Source organism: Pseudomonas sp. ES3-33 (assembly GCF_000952175.1).
Classification (GTDB): domain Bacteria; phylum Pseudomonadota; class Gammaproteobacteria; order Pseudomonadales; family Pseudomonadaceae; genus Aquipseudomonas; species Aquipseudomonas gregormendelii.
The window spans coordinates 25,070-45,161 of the sequence record NZ_JZRI01000044.1 but is presented as its reverse complement, the minus strand read 5'-3'; the positions used below and the strand labels follow the sequence as shown (position 1 = coordinate 45,161).

General features: G+C 59.7%; 16 protein-coding genes and 1 pseudogene. 6 read left to right on the top strand and 11 right to left on the bottom strand.

What is annotated here, in order from left to right; genetic code table 11:
• Window positions 1-171: 171 nt before the first annotated feature.
• The gene (locus UB23_RS05865; protein WP_045058390.1) at window positions 172-1,188 is read right to left on the bottom strand and encodes an AraC family transcriptional regulator; all 1,017 of its coding nucleotides are present in this window, start codon (window positions 1,186-1,188) and stop codon (window positions 172-174) included.
• Window positions 1,189-1,441: 253 nt separating this feature from the next.
• Window positions 1,442-2,785 (bottom strand): CDP-diacylglycerol--serine O-phosphatidyltransferase, encoded by a 1,344-nt coding sequence (pssA, locus tag UB23_RS05860; RefSeq protein ID WP_045058389.1) that lies wholly within the window; start codon window positions 2,783-2,785, stop codon window positions 1,442-1,444.
• Window positions 2,786-2,953: 168 nt separating this feature from the next.
• Between pssA and UB23_RS05855 the strand changes: the two genes are divergently transcribed.
• From UB23_RS05855 to UB23_RS30150, 4 genes and pseudogenes are all read left to right on the top strand, one after another.
• Window positions 2,954-3,811: an SDR family oxidoreductase gene (locus UB23_RS05855; protein ID WP_045058388.1), complete on the top strand. Its 858-nt coding sequence runs from the start codon at window positions 2,954-2,956 to the stop codon at window positions 3,809-3,811.
• Between the two features lie 111 nt (window positions 3,812-3,922).
• On the top strand, window positions 3,923-5,266 hold the full coding sequence (locus tag UB23_RS05850; RefSeq protein WP_045058387.1) for a cation:proton antiporter: 1,344 nt from the start codon (window positions 3,923-3,925) through the stop codon (window positions 5,264-5,266).
• A 116-nt stretch (window positions 5,267-5,382) separates the two neighbouring features.
• Window positions 5,383-5,670: a hypothetical protein gene (locus tag UB23_RS05845; protein ID WP_045058386.1), complete on the top strand. Its 288-nt coding sequence runs from the start codon at window positions 5,383-5,385 to the stop codon at window positions 5,668-5,670.
• Between the two features lie 10 nt (window positions 5,671-5,680).
• Window positions 5,681-5,809: pseudogene (locus tag UB23_RS30150) on the top strand (hemerythrin domain-containing protein); the annotation flags it as partial.
• A 55-nt stretch (window positions 5,810-5,864) separates the two neighbouring features.
• Here the strand turns inward: UB23_RS30150 and UB23_RS05840 are convergent.
• The 4 genes from UB23_RS05840 to UB23_RS05825 form a co-directional block, all read right to left on the bottom strand.
• Window positions 5,865-6,401 (bottom strand): hypothetical protein, encoded by a 537-nt coding sequence (locus tag UB23_RS05840; RefSeq protein ID WP_045058385.1) that lies wholly within the window; start codon window positions 6,399-6,401, stop codon window positions 5,865-5,867.
• Between the two features lie 85 nt (window positions 6,402-6,486).
• Window positions 6,487-8,409: a hybrid sensor histidine kinase/response regulator gene (locus UB23_RS05835; protein WP_045058384.1), complete on the bottom strand. Its 1,923-nt coding sequence runs from the start codon at window positions 8,407-8,409 to the stop codon at window positions 6,487-6,489.
• Between the two features lie 85 nt (window positions 8,410-8,494).
• Complete coding sequence (locus UB23_RS05830; RefSeq protein WP_045058383.1) at window positions 8,495-10,774, bottom strand: ATP-dependent DNA helicase; 2,280 nt, start codon at window positions 10,772-10,774, stop codon at window positions 8,495-8,497.
• Window positions 10,771-12,453: a VRR-NUC domain-containing protein gene (locus tag UB23_RS05825; RefSeq protein ID WP_045058382.1), complete on the bottom strand. Its 1,683-nt coding sequence runs from the start codon at window positions 12,451-12,453 to the stop codon at window positions 10,771-10,773. The genes UB23_RS05830 and UB23_RS05825 overlap by 4 nt, the downstream gene beginning before the upstream one ends.
• A 147-nt stretch (window positions 12,454-12,600) precedes the next feature.
• On the opposite strand from UB23_RS05825, the gene UB23_RS05820 reads away from it, so the two are divergent.
• On the top strand, window positions 12,601-12,825 hold the full coding sequence (locus UB23_RS05820; protein ID WP_045058381.1) for a YgdI/YgdR family lipoprotein: 225 nt from the start codon (window positions 12,601-12,603) through the stop codon (window positions 12,823-12,825).
• A 223-nt stretch (window positions 12,826-13,048) separates the two neighbouring features.
• On the opposite strand, the gene UB23_RS05815 is transcribed toward UB23_RS05820, so the two are convergent.
• Genes UB23_RS05815 through UB23_RS05800 form a run of 4 tightly spaced genes read right to left on the bottom strand, consistent with a single transcriptional unit; the run spans window position 13,049 to window position 16,818 of the window.
• On the bottom strand, window positions 13,049-14,134 hold the full coding sequence (locus tag UB23_RS05815) for a polyamine ABC transporter substrate-binding protein (RefSeq protein WP_045058380.1): 1,086 nt from the start codon (window positions 14,132-14,134) through the stop codon (window positions 13,049-13,051).
• A 46-nt stretch (window positions 14,135-14,180) separates the two neighbouring features.
• Window positions 14,181-14,522 carry a cupin domain-containing protein gene (locus UB23_RS05810; RefSeq protein WP_045058379.1) on the bottom strand — a complete coding sequence of 114 codons (342 nt, stop codon included), beginning with the start codon at window positions 14,520-14,522 and terminating at the stop codon, window positions 14,181-14,183.
• A gap of 28 nt (window positions 14,523-14,550) precedes the next feature.
• Window positions 14,551-15,957, bottom strand: coding sequence for an NAD(P)/FAD-dependent oxidoreductase (locus tag UB23_RS05805; protein WP_045058378.1), 1,407 nt, complete (start codon window positions 15,955-15,957; stop codon window positions 14,551-14,553).
• 48 nt (window positions 15,958-16,005) lie between these two features.
• Window positions 16,006-16,818, bottom strand: coding sequence for a helix-turn-helix transcriptional regulator (locus tag UB23_RS05800; protein WP_045058377.1), 813 nt, complete (start codon window positions 16,816-16,818; stop codon window positions 16,006-16,008).
• Between the two features lie 273 nt (window positions 16,819-17,091).
• Between UB23_RS05800 and UB23_RS05795 the strand changes: the two genes are divergently transcribed.
• Window positions 17,092-17,364 (top strand): DUF1652 domain-containing protein, encoded by a 273-nt coding sequence (locus UB23_RS05795; RefSeq protein WP_045058376.1) that lies wholly within the window; start codon window positions 17,092-17,094, stop codon window positions 17,362-17,364.
• A gap of 85 nt (window positions 17,365-17,449) precedes the next feature.
• Here the strand turns inward: UB23_RS05795 and UB23_RS05790 are convergent, their stop codons facing one another.
• Window positions 17,450-19,933, bottom strand: coding sequence for a UvrD-helicase domain-containing protein (locus UB23_RS05790; protein ID WP_045058375.1), 2,484 nt, complete (start codon window positions 19,931-19,933; stop codon window positions 17,450-17,452).
• Window positions 19,934-20,092 lie beyond the last annotated feature (159 nt).

Sequence of the window (20,092 nt, the reverse complement as noted above, 5' to 3'; positions counted from 1 at the left end):
GGTCAAAGCTATCAAGTTGTCTGACTGGTTTGGCCAAGGTTAGGTAGGCGTTGCGGCTGCAATGGCCTAATCGCGGGCACGGTCACTCCCACAGGAGCTGTGTGCTGACGCTAAAACTGTAGGAGCGAGCTTGCTCGCGATGGGGCCAGTCAGGCCACTACACAATCCCGCTCAGTCCGGCTCATTCAGTATAAGACTGCGGTAATGCCCGGGATTGGACCCCGACCACTTGCGAAACGCCTTGTAGAACGAGCTGGCATCGGCAAACCCCAGGCGCGTGGCGATTTCGGCAAAGCTGATCGCCGGGTCCGCCAGCCAGACGATCGCCAGCTCCTTGCGCACGCTGTCCTTGAGCCCCTGGTAAGTCTGCCCCTCCTCCGCCAAGCGGCGGCGCAAGGTCGAGGCCGACATGCACAATTGTTGCGCCAGTGCCTCGGTCTCCGGCCAGTCCTGGGCGGTGATCTGCCGCAAATCGTGCTTGATCCGGCTGGCCAGGCTCTGTGGATCGCGGTATTTCACCAGGATATTGGCCGGGGCATGGGCCAGGAAGCGCTTGAGCTCCTCGGGACTGCGGCGGATCGGCATGTCCAGGCAATCGGCGGCAAAAATCATGCGAGTGCGGGGTCGATCGAAGCGCAGGTTCTCGGAAAACATCACCTGGTAGTCGTCCAGAAAATCCGGTGCCGGGCAGCGCAGTTCAATCGCCAGGATCGGTATTCGCCGCCCGGCCAACCAGCAGGCGACGCCGTGCACGATCATCCAGTAGGTAAAGTAGGTGAACGCGCGCTTGGCGGGTTGCTCATCCTCGATCAGCACGATTTCCGCCAGGCTCTGCTGACGCACCAGTTGCGCAGGCAGGTGCTGGAATATCAGCGAGAGAAAGTCCAGGCCGCAGGTCAGGCCCGTCATCAGGCTGGGCTGGGCCATGGCGCTGCGGCAGAGGAATTCGAAACTGCCGGAGCGCAGTGGGCGCGGATCCATGCCAAAAAACTCATCGTCGCCCCGTCGGGCCAGCAGCCGCCACAGCCGTGCATAGGCCGTCGCCGGCACCCGGGCATGCGCGGTACCGAGTAACGCCGGGGCAATGCCGACCTTTTCCAGTACTTCGGCGGTTGCCACGCCGGGCGCACAACTTTGCAACAGGGCTTCGCGCACCAGTTGGATGGAGATAGTGTCTTTTTCCGACATTAAATCAGGCAGGCCAGGTTGTTATTCGAATATCGCCATCTTACATGCAGGAGGCAGCTTGCTGGCGATGGTCGTTAACGATCACGCGGGGTGCCTGATGCCCCGAGGCGGCCTCTGGTTTTTCGCGAGCGAGCTCGCTCCTACACAGATTTGTAGGAGCCAGCTTGCTCGCGATGGGCGATAACGATAACGCGGGAAACCTGACACCCCGTGACGCACTCGGGTTTTTCGCGAGCGAGCTCGCTCCTGCAAGTTACAGGATCCGGTACAGCAGCCTCTCGATCCGCACGCGGCTGACGCGCTTGAGGAACTTGGCCACCGCTGCCGGGTATTCCACCAGCGTTTCCAGGTCCTGGTATCGGCCAATGCGCGTGGTGTGCTGGAAAATCTGCCCAAGCTCTTCCCTGCGCGGCGCCAGCAGCTCACCTTTGGGATCATCGATCAGCAAGGCGTTTTCCAGGTCGAGACGGAACGCCCGCGGGTTCAGGTTATTACCGGTGAGCAAGGTATAACGCTGGTCGACCCACATGCCCTTGAGGTGGTAAGTGTTATCGCCGTCCTTCCACAGGTGCAGGTTCAACTGGCCGCTGTCGATATAACGCTGATGACGCTTGGCGAAACGGCGCAGGCTGATTTCGTACAGGTATGGCAACGCCGCGATCACCTTGAACGGCTCGCTGGGTGGAATGTAGAAATCGTTGGCTGTCTTGTCCCCGACCACGATGTCGATCTTCACGCCCCGTGCCAGTGCCCGATTGATTTCCCGGGTCACGGCCAGCGGCAGGTTGAAATACGGCGTGCAGATGGTCAGCTGCTGCTGGGTGCTGGCGATCAACTCGCCAATCACCCGGCTCAGCGGATTGTTCTTGCCCACGCCGAGCAGCGGGCTGACCGACAGCCCGCCTTTGTCCGTAGTCCCACTGGTGGTGTCATACGTCGCGTGCTTGAGGCGGCTGCGCAGGTCACCGATATCGTTGCGCAGGCTGCGGGTGGTTGGCAGATTGGGCAAATCCAGGCGATTGACCGCCTTGGAGGCGATCAGGCCGTGCTGCACCAGGTGCTGCATCGAGTCCGCCAGGTCGCGGTTGTGCAACAGGTGATAACGGTCATAACGGTACTTGTCGAACTTGTGCAGGTAAACGTTGTTCAGACTGGCGCCGCTGTAGATCACGCAATCATCAATTACAAAACCCTTCAAGTGCAGCACGCCGAACAGCTCACGGCTCTGCACCGGCACGCCGTACACCGGCACTTCGCTGGCATGGGTGCGTGTGGTTTCCTGGTACCACGCCGAGTTGCCCGGCTGCTTGCCGGCACCGATCAGGCCACGCTGGGCGCGCAGCCAGTCGACGACCACCACAACATCCAGTTCCGGGCGTGCCAGTTTGGCGGCATGCAGGGCATCGAGGATCTCCTGGCCGGCTTCATCCTGTTGCAGGTACAGCGCGACGATGTAGATGCGTCGGGTTGCACTGGTGATCTTTTCCAACAGGCAGCGACGAAACTCGGCGGCGCCCGAGAGGATGGTGACGGCCTCGGCGGTCAGCGGGAAACTGCGCAGTTTTGGCAGCAGGGAGCGTTTGAAAAGCGACGGCATAGGGCTCGCAAAGGGTCGAATCCGAAGAGTCGCAGAGCTTACACCATGGCGTCGCGCCTGGCACAGCGTGTTGACCGTTCAACCCTTTCACCGAAAATCCAACCGAACCCACGCCAAAAGCCCAGGGTCCACCCTCTGACTCTTTCGCCTTGAGATTGGAGATTCACGATGAACGACTATCCAAAACCGCCCTTCCCCAAACAGGCACAACCCGTCCCCGGCTCCCAGAAAAAAATGGATCCCTACCCGGACTGCGGCGAGCAAAGCTACAAAGGCTCAGGCCGGCTGGAAGGCAAGATTGCCCTGATCACCGGCGCCGACAGCGGCATCGGCCGCGCCGTGGCGATTGCCTTCGCCCGCGAAGGCGCGGACGTGGTCATTGCCTACCTCAACGAACATGAAGACGCCGAGGAAACCGCCCGCTGGGTCGAACAGGCCGGCCGCCAGTGCCTGCTGGTGCCAGGCGACCTGGCGCAAAAAGCCCAATGCCAGGCGGTGGTCGACAAGACCGTCGAACGCTTCGGTCGCATTGACGTGCTGGTCAACAACGCCGCGTTCCAGATGACCCACGAGAATTTCGAAGACATCCCGGACGAGGAATGGGTGATGACGTTCGACGTCAACATCACCGCGATCTTCCGCATCTGCCAGGCGGCGTTGAAACACATGAAGCCCGGCAGCTCGATCATCAATACCAGCTCCATCAACTCGGACATGCCCAAGCCTACCCTGCTCGCCTACGCCACCACCAAGGGAGCTATCGCCAACTTTACCGGCGGCCTGGCGCAGATGCTCGGGCCGAAGAACATCCGGGTCAACAGCGTCGCACCCGGGCCCATCTGGACGCCACTAATCGTCTCGACCATGCCCGACGAAGAAGTGCAGAACTTCGGCGCCGAGACCCCGTTGGGGCGTCCCGGGCAGCCTGTGGAGGTCGCGCCGATCTATGTGCTGCTGGCCTCGGATGAAGCCAGCTACATCACAGGTCAGCGCTACGGGGTTACCGGTGGTAAACCAATGCTGTAACCGTCGCGCAGCCAGTCCTCGGGCTGTGCCTGCTGACCATCAACCGGCGCGCGAGCGTCGGTTGAGCATACTCCACGCTGTTTCAAGGCCACCTTCCTGCGGGACGCAAGCATGAGCTTTACCATTTGGATGGCCGTCCTGGGTGCCGTGTTGCTGACCCTGGCATTGACGTCGTCCTATCTGCGCTGGAAACCCGTTACCACCTCGGCGGTATGCCTGGCGCTGGGCGTTGGCATCGGCCCCACGGGCCTGGGCGTATTAAAACTGGATGTGGACGATGCATCAGTGTGGATGGAACACTTGACCGAAGTGGCGGTGTTGTTTTCCCTGTTCGTTTGCGGTTTGAAGCTGCGCGCTCCCTTCAGGCAAAAGAACTGGCGAGTGGCACTGGGCCTGGCGGGCCCGGTCATGATGCTGAGCATTGCCGGGGTTTGTCTGCTGCTGCACTTCGCGTTCCAGTTGCCTTGGGGTGTCAGCGCACTGGTTGGCTCGATCCTGGCGCCGACCGACCCTGTGCTCGCGTCTCTGGTGCAGGTTAACGATGCCCGCGACGACGACAGCGTGCGGTTCGGGCTGTCCGGCGAGGCCGGCCTGAATGACGGGGTCGCCTTCCCGTTCGTGATTCTTGGATTGCTCCTGCTGCAACAAGACGGTAATCCTGGCTGGCTCGGTGATTGGGCGCTCGGCCGATTGCTCTGGGCAGTGCCGGCGGGGCTGTTGATCGGGTACTGGATGGGCCGTGGAATCGGCCGGTTGACCTTGTCCCTGCGCATTGCCAACGAAGACAGCACACTCTCCCCCAACGACTATCTGGCCCTGGCCCTGATCGCATTGGCCTATGTCGGCGCCGAGTGGGTTCACGCCTACGGCTTCCTGTCTGTTTTCGCCGCTGGCCTGGGGTTGCGTCAGGAAGAGGTCAAGTCCACGGGCGATGCCCAGGTGCCGGCCGAACACCTTGTGCAGCCAGTGGTCGGTCACCAGAACGTAGATCCGCAGCAAGCGGTGCATGGCGACACCGATAATCTTGAAGATTCCCAAGTGGCCGCCGGCATCATGATGGGCGACATGCTGGCATTTGGCGGTCTGGTGGAGCGCGCCATGGAAGTATTCCTGGTGACCTTGCTCGGCGTGGTGCTGATTGCGCACTGGGACTGGCGCGCGCTGCCGATAGGTGGCGCATTGTTCCTGCTGATCAGACCGCTGAGTGTTCTGGCCATGCCCTGGGGCGGTCTGCTCGAAAGTCGCCAGCGCCGGTTGATCGGCTGGTTCGGGATCCGCGGGATCGGCAGCCTGTATTACCTGTTCTACGCCCTGAACCACGGACTGGACCCGTCAGTCGCGGCCTTGTGCACCAACCTGACGTTGTCGGTGGTGGCGTTGAGCATCCTCGTGCACGGGATCAGCACCCAACCCATCCTTGCTCGATACGAACAGCGTAAAAAACGAAAAAACTGATTTTTTGATCAGGCTTTTATCGTCGGAATAATCGAAATTTAACGCTCATAAATTTGAAATCCTTGGCCGGTGCCGCTGCCTATTAATCATTAACATTCCGAACAAAGGTGCCGGCCATGATCCACTACTCCACCCGTGATGAAATTTCAGCCTGCCGCGAGTTCGCCCTGGCACGCAACCGCCAGCTATTTGAAGAAGCCGAGACGCTGAATCAAGCCGCCTTCGCCCTCCTCGAAGGCAGCGAGCTGGATGGCGAGCAGTTCGACCGCTACCAGGCAATGCGCAGAAAAGCCGACTTGAAATTCGAAGAAGCCATTGAGCATCTGCGCCTGTTGAACGAGGACTTCCCTTCGATGCCGATGGCGGTCGCCAATACCCAACCCGCGCATGAATCCAGAGCTTGATATCTAATGCGAACAGGGTAGGTTCCCTGAAGCCCGGGAGCTGTTGGGCAAGGCTGAGCTGCAAGAGCTTGGGGCGCAGATGGAGAGTTTGAAAGCGCAGTACAAGAAAGAGATGAGCGCCGCTAATCTGGCGGCTTGATAGCCAATGCTAGGCTGTGGCGAGGGCAGGCCCCTCGCCACATCCCAAAGGCTGATCAACCACCAGGATTGGTCACCTGAATAAATACCGCATAAGTGCCCAGCAATACCCAAAACGTCGCAAAAATCCACGGGGTTCGCACTGAAAACAGTAGCGACTTGCGGTACCCCTTGTGCGAAGACTCCATCTCGCTGAATAAAGGCGATTCATCGTAGGCCAGGCCCATGAGGGGTTCACTTCTCAACAGTTCGCTCTGTTTGAAATGCCAGTGATCGATGATGTCGTACGCCGCCCTGATGCCGGGCCAGGCATTCAGGGAACTCAGCAACCCCAGCAGCGCCAGGAATGGCGGCACGACCAAGGTGAACAGCTTGCCCCACTCGGGGTTGAGGTTTGCCATACAGGATGCAAACGCAATGACCAGGAACGACTGCGCGGCCAGGTAGGCATCCGTGCGGTTGGCCAGGATGCTGGTCTCATACTGGATTTCCCTGCGGTAGAAATCCAGGCGTTCCTTGGGCGAACCGAACATTTTGGCATTGTGTTCGGTCAAGGCGTCTTCAGCCGGGGCTTCGGTCAATATTCTGGGCACGGGGGTTCTATCAGGTCGGAAAAAGAATTAGAAGATCCGGCTTGAAACTAGTTCAGCCGAATTTCGTTCCCTGGCCTGCACGCACTTACTTTAAGGTCGAGGCAATGATTTCTACCAGGTTGAGCTGGTTGAATGGCTTGGACAGGCGCGGCAGATTGGCAGCGAAACCTTCCAGTCGCTCGGCGAAGCCGGTGGCGATGATGATGGGGATGCCGGGGTTGATCTCCTGGATGGCATGCGCCAGTTGCGCGCCGCTCATGTGCGGCATGGCCATGTCAGTGATCACCAGGTCGAATGGCTGATCGGCGCTGAACAATTCCAGCGCCTTCGCTGCGCAGTTCGCACCTGTGACCTTATGGCCAAGGTCCTCCAGCAGTAGACAGGTGCTGGTCAGGACCAGGCTGTCATCGTCCACCACCAGTATGCTTATCCGTGAAACAGGCGCAGACGCTTGGGTTTCGGCCTGCGGTTGGGTTGTGCCGCTGGCAGCAGCCACCGGCAACCACAACTCGGCCGTGGTGCCTTTATCCTTGTGGCTCTTGAGGATGAAACGGCCACCCAGCTGTTCGATAAACCCGTGCACCATCGACAGGCCCAGGCCGGTGCCCTTGCCAAGCCCTTTGGTGGTGAAGAACGGGTCCATTGCCGAGGCGAGCGTGGCGTCGTCCATGCCTTCGCCGTTATCACTCACGCTCAGGCAGATGTATTGCCCGGCCGCCAGAGACAGAGTCGATTGCGCATGAATCTCCACGGCCTGGGCACTGACCAGAATTTCGCCGCCCTGGGGCATGGCGTCGCGGGCATTGGTTACCAGGTTCATCACGGTCAATTCAAGCTGGTTCATGTCGGCGAGGGCCGGCTGGAGTCCCGGCGGGAAATGGGTTTCCAAACGCACGGACGGCCCCAGCGCGCTGCGTAACAGTCCGGTAATCCCCTGCACCATTTCCGCAACCTGGACCGGCTCGGTCTTGAGCTCCTGGCGTCGGGCAAAAGCCAGCATACGCTGGGTCAGGGAAACCCCGCGCAAGGCACCTTGGGTAGCGTTGTCCACCAGGCGGGTGATTTTTGGTTCGTTGACTGCGCGTTTGCGAATGATCTCCAGGTTGCCCAGGATGACCGTTAGCAAATTGTTGAAGTCGTGGGCGATCCCGCCACTGAGTTGACCGATCGCCTGCATTTTCTGCGCCTGGAACAGCGCTTCGCGGGTTTGTTCCAGAGTGCGCTGTGCCGTGGTGGCCTCGGTGATATCACGCGTGATCTTGGCAAAACCCAGCAAGGTTCCGGTCTCACCCCAGATGGCGTCGACCACCACATGCGCCATGAACCGCGTACCGTCTTTGCGCATACGCCAAGCCCTGTTCTCGAACCGGCCTTCGCGCACCGCCGTGTCCAGCGCCCGTTGCGGTTCACCGGCAACGCGATCTTCAGGGGTATAGAACATCGAAAAATGCTGGCCCAACACCTCCTCAGGGGCATAGCCCTTGATTCGTTGAGCCCCTGGGTTCCAGTTGGTCAGGCGCCCTTGAGGGTCGAGCATGTAGATGGCGTAGTCAGTGACTGACTGCACCAGCAGGCGGAACTGTTGCTCGCTTTGCTTGAGGGTTTCCTCGGCCATCTTGCGGTCGGTGAGGTCGCGGGTGATCTTGGCAAAACCGAGCAATTGACCATCGGCGTCACGAATCGGGTCGATCACTACATGACACCAGAAGTGCGAGCCATCCTTGCGCACGCGCCAGCCCTCGCCTTCGAAACGGCCGTCGCGGATCGCAGTATCCAACGCTCGTTGGGGCAGGCCGGCGCGACGGTCGTCCTCGGTGTAAAACCGTGAAAAGTGCTGACCCAGGATCTCCGCCTCTTCATACCCCTTGAAACGCTTGGCCCCGGAGTTCCAACTGGCGATTGTGCCATCGGGATCGATCATGTAGATCGCATAATCGACCACGGCATCGATCAACAAGCGAAAGCGCTTCTCTTCGATGGCACCGGCTTTCCTCCGATCCTCGCTCATTCAATCCTCACGTGAATTTCGTTTTCGACGAGTATGGGACATCCGGCGAAATTGAAAAGCAGCAATCACAGGCAATCAATTGCCTTTATCCGCCAGCATGACAGGCGGCGGGACCTAGCGCCCACCAGCGTGGCAGCAATTGCTTGACCTTGCCCTGCGCGAAACGGTCATCGATCAGCATGACGACGCCTTGATCCTGCTGGGTGCGTATCACCCGTCCGGCCGCTTGAACCACTTTCTGCACGCCGGGATAGAGGTAGGTGTAGTCATAACCGGCGCCGAAAATCGCTGCCATACGATGCTTGAGTTGTTCGTTGATCGGGTTCAACTGTGCCAGGCCCAGGGTGGCGATGAAAGCACCGATCAAGCGCGCGCCGGGCAGGTCAATGCCCTCGCCAAACGCGCCGCCCAGCACCGCGAAGCCGATGCCCTGGCTGTCGGCGGTGAACTGGTCGAGAAAAGTCTGGCGCTGCCCTTCCCCCATGCCTCGCGATTGCGACCACAGGTTGATGTGCGGATGGGCCTCGGCCAGCCGCTGCGCGACTTGCTGCAGGTAGTCAAAGCTGCTGAAAAACGCCAGGTAATTGCCGGGACGCTCGGTGAATTGCCGGGCCATCAGCTCGACGATGGGCCCCAGGGACGCCTGGCGATGGACAAACCGCGTGGAGATCTGGCTGACGATATGGACTTGCAACTGGTCGGCGTGAAACGGCGATTCGACATCGATCCACACGGTGTCGGGCGGCGTGCCCAGCAGGTCGGCGTAATAGTGACGGGGGCTGAGGGTCGCGGAAAACAGCACGGCCGTGCGCGACGCTGTCAGGCGTGGGCGAATGAAACCGGCAGGCACCACATTGCGCAGGCACAGGGTCGAGAGGTTGTGCTTGCGCTCAAGGTCGCGCTTGCTGATATCGAAAAGGTACTGCTCATCGAAGAGTTCCGCCACTCGGCCAAATTGCAGCATGTCGAAATAGAAGTTCTGCAGGCCACTGTCGACCCCTTGGGGATGGTCGTTGAGGTAGTCGCCAATGCTCGCGCTGCAGGAAAACAGCGCCTGCAGGAGTTTTTCCGGAGCACGGTCATAAGCCTGATAGGCGCCCAGTTGCTGATTATGCAGGGCATTCCATTCACGATTGACTCGCTGCAGCGACTTCTTCAATGCCTCGGGCGCGGTTTTGCGCACCGCGTTCAGGGCCGATTGGTCGAGGCTGGCGCTATACATCTGGCGGCCCCGTTCGACCAGGTTATGCGCTTCATCCACCAAGGTCGCGACTCGCCAGTTATTGGCCTGGGCCAGGCCGAACAACAGTGCGCTGAAGTCAAAGTAATAGTTGTAGTCGGCAACCACCACATCGGCCCAACGCGCCATTTCCTGGCTCAGGTAATAAGGGCAGACGTCGTGTTCCAGCGCCACCTCGCGCAAGGCGGCCTGATTCAGCAGGGTCAGCTCGCTGGCAGCCTGGCGCGCGGCCGGCAGGCGATCGTAAAAGCCTTGCGCCAATGGGCAGGACTCACCGTGGCAGGCTTTGTCGGGATGCTCGCAAGCCTTGTCCCGGGCGATCATCTCCAGCACGCGCAACGGCGGCGCGTCGGCGCTGTCGATGATCACCTGCGCCGCGTCCAGTGCCAGTTTGCGCCCCGGGGTCTTGGCCGTCAGGAAGAAAATCTTGTCCAGTTGCTGAGGCGCCAGGGCCTTGAGCATCGGGAACAGTGTGCCGACGGTCTTGCCGATGCCGGTGGGCGCCTGGGCCATCAGGCAGCGCCCGGTGCTGACCGCCTTGAACACCGACACGGCCAGGTGGCGTTGCCCGGGACGAAAGCTGGCGTGGGGAAACGTCAACGCCTGCGCGGCGAGGTTGCGTGCCTCGCGATGGGCCACTTCCTGCTGCGCCCAGTGCAGGAACAGTTGGCAATGGTGCTCGAAAAACTGCTCCAGCTGTGCAGCACTGAATGCCTCGACCAGGCAGGTTTCCTTTTCGCTGACGATGTCGAAGTACACCAGGGCCAGGTTGATCTGCTCCAGGCCGGCTTTCTGGCACATCAACCAGCCATAGATCTTCGCCTGGGCCCAGTGCAACTGCCGGTGATTGGCGGGTTGCCTGCTCAGGTCGCCGCGGTAAGTCTTCACTTCCTCCAGGCAGTTTTGTACTGGATCGTAGCCATCCGCCCTTCCCTTGACGCGCAAGGTCCGGTAATGGCCTTCGAGCGCCACCTCGGACTGATAGTCCCCGCTGCGACGCGAAGCAACCGTGCGGTGACCGACGATGCCTTCCAGGGCAGTAGGCGACGGCGTGAAACGCAGGTCCAGGTCGCCGACCTTGGCGGTAAACTCGCACAACGCCCGCACTGCGATGCTATAGCTCAAGCGCCCTGCTCCGCCCACTGCACGTAACAGACGGCAATGGGCATCTGGTGCTCATGACAAAACTCCAGCCAGCGCAGTTGGTTGTCCTGCAGGCGGTCGCCGGGGCCTTTGACTTCGATCATGCGGTAGGTCTTGTCCTGCGGCCAGAACTGGATCAGGTCCGGCATGCCGGTGCGGTTGGCCTTGATATCCAGCAGCAGGCGATTAAACCAGTGCCGCAGGTGCTCGGCGGGCAGGCACGCCAGCGCCTGGTCGAGCAACTCCTCGCTCAACGCGCCCCAGAACACGAAAGGCGACTGCACGCCCCATTTACTGGCGTAACGCTCGCGTATGGTCTGCAGGTAGCGACCGTCTTCCAGTTCGGCCAGGCACGCGGCGAACAACTCGGCGCGCCGCGAATGAAAGTCTTCGTAGAGCAAGTCCGCCGGACCGCGCTGAAACGGATGGAAGAACGCGCCAGGCAAAGGCGCAAAAATCGCCGGCCAGCACAGCAAGCCGAACAGCGAATTGATCAGGCTGTTTTCTACGTAGTGCACGGGCGCCGTCGCCTCTGCCAGATGCACTTGAACGTAGCGTTCCACCGACAGTTCATCCGCCGATACTGCGGGATCAAACCTGGGCAATTGCAGGTCCAGGCGCAGCATTTGTCGCGGCGACGCCCGCTTCATGGGCGGTCCGCCGAGCTTGCGGCGCAGCCTGGGCAGTATCCTGAGCACATGCTGCTGCTCAGCGGCGCTATGCGGTAACTGCTGCGCATGCAGGGCCAGGTCCAGGGCCAGCTGATATTCGGCGCAGCGCTCCAGCACGCGAATCAGCCTGACTCGCGCACCTGGGTAAGTGCAGTGACGATAAAGGGTCACGGCGTTGACGAAATCTGCAATGCGTTCGCAGTGCTGGCCCATCTGGAACATCAACTTGCCGCGGCGCCTCGACAGCCAGGGGTTGGTCAGCGTGAGACTGTTGATCTGTTCGACGATCTCCGACAGCGCTTCACCCGCTTCGAAGCGCATCTGGCAGTCGTGCAGGTAAAGACAGGCATCCACGTCCTCGCGACTGCACAACCCGCGCGAGTCGGCGCCGATTTCGATTTTCTCGTAGGTGAAGATGCCCAGGTCGGCCAGCACGAATTCGGACCAGTCCTGGTAAAGATTGCCGAAAAACATCAGGCGCAGGCGATCGCACAGGCCCATGATGGTCAAGGTGAACAAGCGATCCCCGAGGGGCGCGCACCATTGGTTGAAGCTCTGGGCCCCGGGGTGCAGCTCAATCAGGGTCGGCAACCAGTCGTTCTTCTTGCCCCTGGGCTGAGTGATCGCGCTTGCAAAACACTGCAGCACTTCGGTCTTGAGCAACACCGGGAACAGGGTTTCGATGGGCAGCGCACTGTGCTCGTCGATCCAGCCCAGCGTGATCAGCCGCGCGGCAGCCTGGGCAATGTCGCCTATTTCGACGTACTGCAATTTGCTGGCGCGAAAATGAATGCCCTTGCGCATGATCAGCCTCACCAGCAGTGCCCGGGATTCACGGGGCAGCTGGGTGAATTCGCCAATGAAGCGCTGCTCCTCGTCACTCAACACGTCTGCATACCGATGCTCAAGCCAATCAAGCACTTGCATGAAGTTGTTAAGGTAATAGAACGGATCGTCGAGGGGGTTAGCAGTCACAGAATCAGGCGCCATGGCAATACAAGTACTGGTTATGCGTACAGATAACAGCTCTGGGCGGTTAGGCGCAAATGGAAAAAGATAAGCGGCTGGCGAACTTTTCAGCGTTCCACTGCACCAACGCCGATAGGGATACGCTTTTTTGCAATTCGAGAGGTGAATATGAACATCAAGACCCTGGGCCTGCCACTGGCCGTTGCGGCCCTTCTGGCGCTGGCAGGTTGCTCCACCGCCACGGTGGTGACCCTGCAGAACGGCACTCAGTACCTGACCAAGGACATGCCGAAAACCGAAACAAAGGATGGTTTTTACGAATTTGAAGATATTTCCGGGTCGAAGGTAAAAGTCCGCGCGGCGGAAGTGGCCACGGTCCGCGAGGAAGATTAAACAAGAGCAAAGAGCAAAGAGCAAAGAGCGAAGAGCGAAGAGCGAAGAGCAAACAGGGTGATTGTGGCCGATGTTTGCTCTCTGTCGAGTCGGTTACTTGCAGCGGCTTGTGCTGGCTTTGGAGTAGTAATTAACCAGGGAAACGCACACAAACACCTGTCAGGAATGACAGGCCGTTTGTGTGGGGGTGGGTCGATAAACCCCTCAGGTAATCGATTCGCGCTTAACTCCCCGTACGAATCTTGTTCCACACCCGCGTACGAATCCGGTCGATGTTCAGCGGCATGGCTTCCAGCGCAAACAGCTTGCCCATCATCTCCTCACTCGGGTAAACCTTGGTATCGTTCTTGATCGCAGGGTCAACCAGGCCGTCCGCCTGCTCGTTACCATTGGCGTAGTGCACATGGTTGGTAATGCTGGCCATGACGTCCGGACGCAGCAGGTAGTTCATGAAGGCATAGCCAGCCTTTTCGTCGGGGGCGTCGGCGGGCATGGCTACCATGTCGAACCAGATCGCCGCGCCTTCCTTGGGAATGGCGTAGCCGATTTCGATGCCATTGTTGGCTTCCTTGGCGCGGGTCTCTGCTTGCAGGATGTCCCCGGAGAAACCGACCGCCACACAGATATCGCCATTGGCCAGGTCGCTGGTGTATTTGGATGAATGGAAATAGCTGACATAAGGCCGAACCTTGATCAGCAGCGCTTCAGCCTTCTTGTAGTCTTCGGGGTTTTTACTGTGGTGTGGCAGGCCCAGATAGTTCAGGGCGGCCGGCAACAGTTCCGGGCCGTTGTCGAGTATCGCAACGCCACATTTCTGCAGTTTTTGCATGTTCTCGGGCTTGAAGATCAGGTCCCAGGAATCCACCGGCGCGTTGTCCCCCAGCACTTCCCTGACCTTGGCCACGTTGTAGCCGATGCCGGTACTGCCCCACAGGTAAGGAAAACCATGCTCGTTGCCGGGATCGTTGGTCTGCAACGCCTTGAGCAGCACCGGGTTGAGATTCTTCCAGTTGGGCAGCTGGCTCTTGTCGAGCTTCTTCAGCGCCCCGCCCTGGATTTGCCGAGCCATGAAGTGGTTGGACGGAAACACCACGTCGTAACCGGATTTGCCGGTCATCAACTTACCATCGAGGGTTTCGTTGCTGTCATACACGTCGTAGCTGAAGCCGATGCCGGTTTCTTTCTGGAAGTTCTTCGTGGTGTCGGGCGCAATGTAGTCCGACCAGTTGTAGATCTTCACAGTCTCGGCCGCCTGGCTGAGGCTCGCGACCAGTGCAAGGGGGGCCAGGGTCAGGGTCTTTCGCAGCATGAGTCGATTCCTGTTTGGGTTGTTGTTTTGGCAGGCAATCAAAGGATCAGAAAATCAGGACGTAAGTCTTGCGCACGGTCTCCTGGATATCCCAGGTGCCGAGGCTGTTCGCGGGCAACATCAACGCATCGCCGGCTTCTATGTGCAGGGTTTCGCCGTCGTCCGGGGTGAAGGTGCAGCGGCCCTGGATGAAATGACAGAATTCCTGGGCCACGATCTGCCGGCGCCAGCGCCCCGGCGTGCATTCCCAGACGCCGGTTTCCACCCCGTCGTCGCGCTCGACACTGGTGGTTGAGGCTACAGCCACTGGCGTGCCGAGGGGCACGGCGACCGGGTTGGATTCTTCCAGTGCCAGGATGGCAGTGTTCTTGAATTGGGTGATGCTCATGGGGAGTACCTGTCGTTGAAAACGCTGTTTAGTGCATGAAACTTTCCATGAAACCCGCCACGCCACTCGCCAGCTTGCGCCGCCAGGGCGCGCTGGTCGGGTTAGCCAGGGTCTGGTCTTCGTGGACGAAGCTGCGGATGATCGCGTTGTAGCCCAGCCACCGACAGGGCTCTGGCTCCCAGGCCCGTAGGGCGGCCAGGCCGGCCTGGGGAATGACCCAGGGCTGGCGAACCAGTTCGGTGTCGCGCTCCAGGATCAGGTCGGCCAAGGTGCGCCCGCCCAAATTGCTGGCGCCCACGCCCTCCCCGCCATAACCACCGGACAAGGCAATGCCGCTGGATTGATCGCACAGCATGTGGGGCTTGAAACGTCGGGACATGCCCAGGTTGCCACCCCAGCCGTGGGTAATCCGCACGTTCTTGAGCTGAGGGAACAGCTCGCCGAACAGATACCGGCGCAACTCCACTTCGTGGGTTGTCAGGTCAAAGTTGTGGCGCAGCTTGCCGGCGAACTGGTAGCCACCCCGGGCGCCAAACACCAGGCGATTGTCGGCGGTGCGCTGGCCATAGGTGACCTGACGGCTGCTTTCGCTGAATGCCTGGCCGCGACTGAGACCAATTTCATCCCAGGTGGCGGCGGATAATGGCTCGGTGGCAACGAGCAAGCTCTGCACAGGTAATTGATACCGCCCAAGCGGTGGCAAGGTAACGGAGTAACCTTCTACGGCCGGCACGATCCAGCGACTGCGCACTTGTACCTTGTCCGTACGCAACGACCCCGACTGCCAATGGCTGACCGGGCTGTTCTCGTAGATCCGCACGCCCATGCGCTCGACCGTGCGGGCCAGGCCGCGAACCAGTTTGGCAGGGTGGATGGTGGCCACATGAGGGGCGTAAATGCCGCCGTATGGCTTGGCGAGGCGAATCTGCTGCGCCAGTTGCTCGGGGCTGAGCCAGCGGTAATCTTTTTCAGTCAGGCCTTGTTGGTAAAGGCCGTCCAGGTAACGCCGCAGGCTGGTCTCCTGTTCGGGGTAGCGGGCCGCGCAATACAGGGCGCCACCTTTGCGGTAATCACAGTCGATAGCCTCGCGTTCGAGGACGATCTCCACTTCGTCAGGGATAGCGTGCAGCAAGTCGAAGGAGGCGCGGCGATCTTCGGGGGACAGGTTCGCCAGCAGCCGGTCTTCACCGAGCAGATTGCCCATCAACCAGCCACCGTTGCGCCCGGATGCACCGAAACCTGCGGTTTGCGCCTCGATGATGGCGATGTTCAAACCCGGTGCCAGGCGCTTGAGGTAATACGCTGTCCAGAGTCCGGTGTAGCCGGCGCCAATGATGGCCACGTCGACATCCAGGTCTTGTTCCAGCGCCGCACGCGCTGTCAAAGGATCATCGAGCTGATCCATCCATAAACTGATAGTGCGCCATGCTGGCATGCTGGACTCCGCCACTGAACTTCAATGACGTGATCCTAGTGCGTGGTCTCAGTGGTTGTCTTGCGCGCGTGCACGCAAAGAAATTTGTTTGACGTAGGCCTTCGGCGACTGCCCGGTGTGCCGGCGAAAGCTGCTATAGAAGGCCGACAGCGAGTTGAACCCGGCGGCAAAGGCCAGTTCATCGACCCGCAGCGGTGGCGTGGCCGAATCCAGCGCGGCCAGCAGGTGCTGCAATCGCGCCTGATTGACGTAGCGATAGAAGCTCTGGCCAAGCACCTGATTCAACAGGTACGAAATCTGGTTCCGGCTGTACCCGCACTCGTCAGCCACCCGCTGCAGGTCGAGTTCTGGATCTAGGTAAGGTTGCTGACGCTGGAAATACTGTTGCAGGTCTTCGGCCATGAAGCTCAACTGCCGGGGTGACAAGCCGAGTCGACTGACGGCCGGGCGGTCGCCGGTTGGCTTGTTGCCGGATTGTTCGTGCACCAGTGAAGCGTACTCGTTGACCCGCCATATCAAGCCGTCGCGCACGGTTATCGCTTCGCTGGCGCGGAATGACACCAGACCCTCGCCGCCGCGCAGGGTAATGCGGTACTGGATAAAAGCGGTATCGCCGTCGATGCGGATCCTGTCGCTATGTTCCAACGCTTCGTCGGGGTCGCGGGGCATGCTGCTGCGCACGTATTCGCGCAATTCGGCCAGCTCCATTACCCGATTCTGGAAGAAATCGCTGTACTGCACCTGCGGGTGGTAAAGGGCCATTACCCCGTCCAGGTCCCGGTGCTTCCAGCGCAAGTGGTAACGCATGACCGTTTCGCTGGTGGCAAGGGTCTGTTGCGGTCCGTCATCGTCGGTGTGCATAAACGGCTCAATGAAAAAACCCGAGCTTGCCCAAGTTCCGCCTGCGCTTCAATGGTCAGGGAAGGTGCCATGAGTGCGAATCGCTGCCGGCTATTGCGCCCAAGCGTGATCTGCATCAAAAAAATGCCAGCCAATCGCCAAACGGTTTGAAAAAGCCACAGGATTTTCACATCCGGATGCTACTTTTAATGGCAGTCACCGGTTGAGCCATTGAAGGCTCTTCCCTCCTAACATGAGCTAACGGAAGCGCTCGATGAAGAAGGCGGGCAATACATGAATAAAGGGTTTAGCAAGGTCACCTTCCCAAACGCCTGCCAGCTGATGCGCTGGCATTTTCATCCCATGGGCTTTGAGGCGAGCATGGACGCGCCGGGGAGCATGATTGCCCGCCTGTTTGATCGGGTCAGTGGCGAGACCATGATTGCCATAGCCGGTATCCCGTGCGCTACGGTGATGAATGCTGCGGATGTGGAGCGCATCATTGAAGCGGTGGAGGACGAGCTTGAAGCGTTTGTTCCGCCGGTTTCGTTTAGGAGTTATGCCTGAAATCTTTGGCGCTCAAGAGCAGGGTCGTTTTACCGCCCAGCAGGAGCAAGCTCCCTTACCACAACAAAGTCCCTCTCCACAGGTGTCATGCCTTTTCAAGCTGGGTCTTGTTTGCCCGATGATCGGCGAAGAACGCCTTGCCCTTGCCGACCCGATCAGAAGCCTTGGGCAAATTGGCTGCCTGGGTGTCCTGGGCATCGACGTACCAGTAACAGTGGCTCACCGCCCGGGTAATGCCGACGTAGGCCAAGCGCAGGATCTCGTCCTTTTGCGCATTGTCGTAGGCCTCGTTGTCGCCCGCCTTGCCTAACCCCGCCATACGGTACACCTGATTCTTGTAGGGGGAGCTGGTCAGGTGCTGGCAGTCGCCCAGCAGGAACACGGCGTCGGCCTGGAGGCCTTTGGCACTGTGATAAGTCAGCTGTTTCAACCGGCGCGCTTCATACGGCAAGTTAGAATCTACATTAAGTACAGGCTGAATATGCTGTTCAATCAACAGCTTATCGCTGCTTTTTCGATACAACATCAAGATCGAATGGCCTTGACGGTAGTGTTCCATCAGCCGGTTGGCCATGCCCTGATCATCCCGATCGAGCACATTTACCGGTAACAGCGCCTTGGGTGCACCGCTCGCCTTGGCTTTCTTTCCGGCAATGGCTGGAGCAGCCCGCACGATGTGTTCGGCGGCATCGATGATGTGCTGATGGCTGCGATAGTTGTCGCTGAGCATGACCTTGGTGGTGCTCGGCGACGCAAACTCCTTGTTGAAATCCATGAAATAGCTGGGCGAACTGCCCCGCCAGCCGTAAATGGACTGCCAATCATCGCCCACGCACAACAACGAAGAACGCTGAGCGCCTCGGCCAACATGCATGGCGGGACCGCGACTGCGGATCTCGGCCAGGCTAGCGCGAATCCAGGAGACTATCTGCGGGGAAACGTCCTGGAATTCATCGATCATCAAGTGCGCCAGCGGGCGCAGCAGGTCGTTGCTCAGCAGCTTGAGGTTTTCCGGCGAATGCTCGCTGAACAACGCGAACATGCGGTTATAAGTCATGATCGGTGGTTTCTGGTCCAGCAGATGATCTTCCAGGGCTCTCCAGTACAGGCTCAACGCCTCGAAGAAGAACCGGTCGGGATCGTCCTTGGCAAAGCTCATCTGACCCACGGCCGTCGGGACATCCAGGCCAAGGTTCTCGATGAACCCGGCGGCGGCGACAAAACAGTCCAGCAGCGGCGCGGAAGCCAACTCACCCTTGACCTTGTAATCGAAGCCAGGACCGGTGCTGGCATCACCGGCAAGCGACGCTAGCACTCGTTTGGAAGATTGATAGGTATCTAACCATATCAATGGCTTACGACAGAAAGCTTGAAACAACGTGCGCTTTACCGCCCATTCCGCCCGTACCGACAATTTTGACCCTGCACGGCTAACCTGTGGGTTTTCCTGTGGATCAAAACCCAACACCACCCAGGCATCCAGTGTCGGAATGTAGCCGTGACAATGGAAGGTCGAGCCATTGATGTCGAACGTCTGGCGCTTGGGCTCGATGCCCTTGATCGGCCATGCACCCGCGCGAAACCACAGGTCTTCGATGGTATCGCACAGTTCTTCATCACGATTGGCCGCCAGTTGGGTCACCGCCACGCGTTTCTGCACGTCAGGGTGATCGCGCTCCAGCTCCTTGAGTTGCAGGGCATGCCGGGACAGTGGCGTGATCAGGTCGCGAAAGCGCGCATCACGGGTATGCAGGCTGTGGTAGCAGGCGTTGAGCTGCTGGCGCTGGGCGTCATTGATGCGCAGGTCGAACGGGTTGCTGTCGACCTCTTCGTCCTGGCCGGTGGCGCGCAGGCTCAGGTTCTCGAAGGCCTGCAGGCGTTCGAATCCAGGCAAGCTGCGCACCAGGGGCAGGATTCGTGAGTGAAACGTACGCACCAGGTCGCGCGCCTCCTTGAAACTCAGCGCCCGCCCCCACAGTGCACACATCTCGATCAGCTTGTTGATGAAGTCCTTGCGTGACTCCCGGGTAAAAGTCACCACGGTCATCGAGTCGAGTTCGAAGCCCAGATAGTGGGTCAACAGCAGTATGCGCAACACCAGGGTCGTCGACTTGCCTGCTCCGGCACCGGCAATCACCGAGGTCGACGGAGTGTCGCTGAAGATCATCTTCCACTGCGCAGCACTCGGCTGGGCATGGGCTGGCAGTAACCGTCCGACATCGGTCTTCATGCGCTTTTTCAACTCGGCGGTCAATGGCAGGCGCCAGTCGTCGAACAGGTAATCGTCGACGTTGGGCGGGCGATGCTCGGTGCTGCGCGAGTCGCGAATCAACAGAACCTGCCGCCCCTCTTCAAGCCCTTCGAGCTTGCCTTCCTTATACCCGTAATCCACCCCGGCACTGTGCCCGCTGCGAAACCCATCCGCCTGCCCGTGCAACCACGACGCCCGGTGCTGGGCACGCAGGCGCGTCAGGCCGTGGCCAAAGAACCGGGCGGCCAGGCGTTTGAGCAATGGCATCTCTGCCAACGGACGAAGTTCAGGAGGAAGATCGGGGTTGTGTTGCGGCACGCGGATGGACTCCAGGCTGTGAGGCTGTTGGGCGCTATGGTGTCTTCATTTGGCCTGGAGTTCTAGCGAAATGCTTGCGAGTCATTGGGTTAGGCGATGAATTGAAGCCTGGCTGGGAAGATGTCCACTCGTAAATATATCGAGCAATTCGATTATATT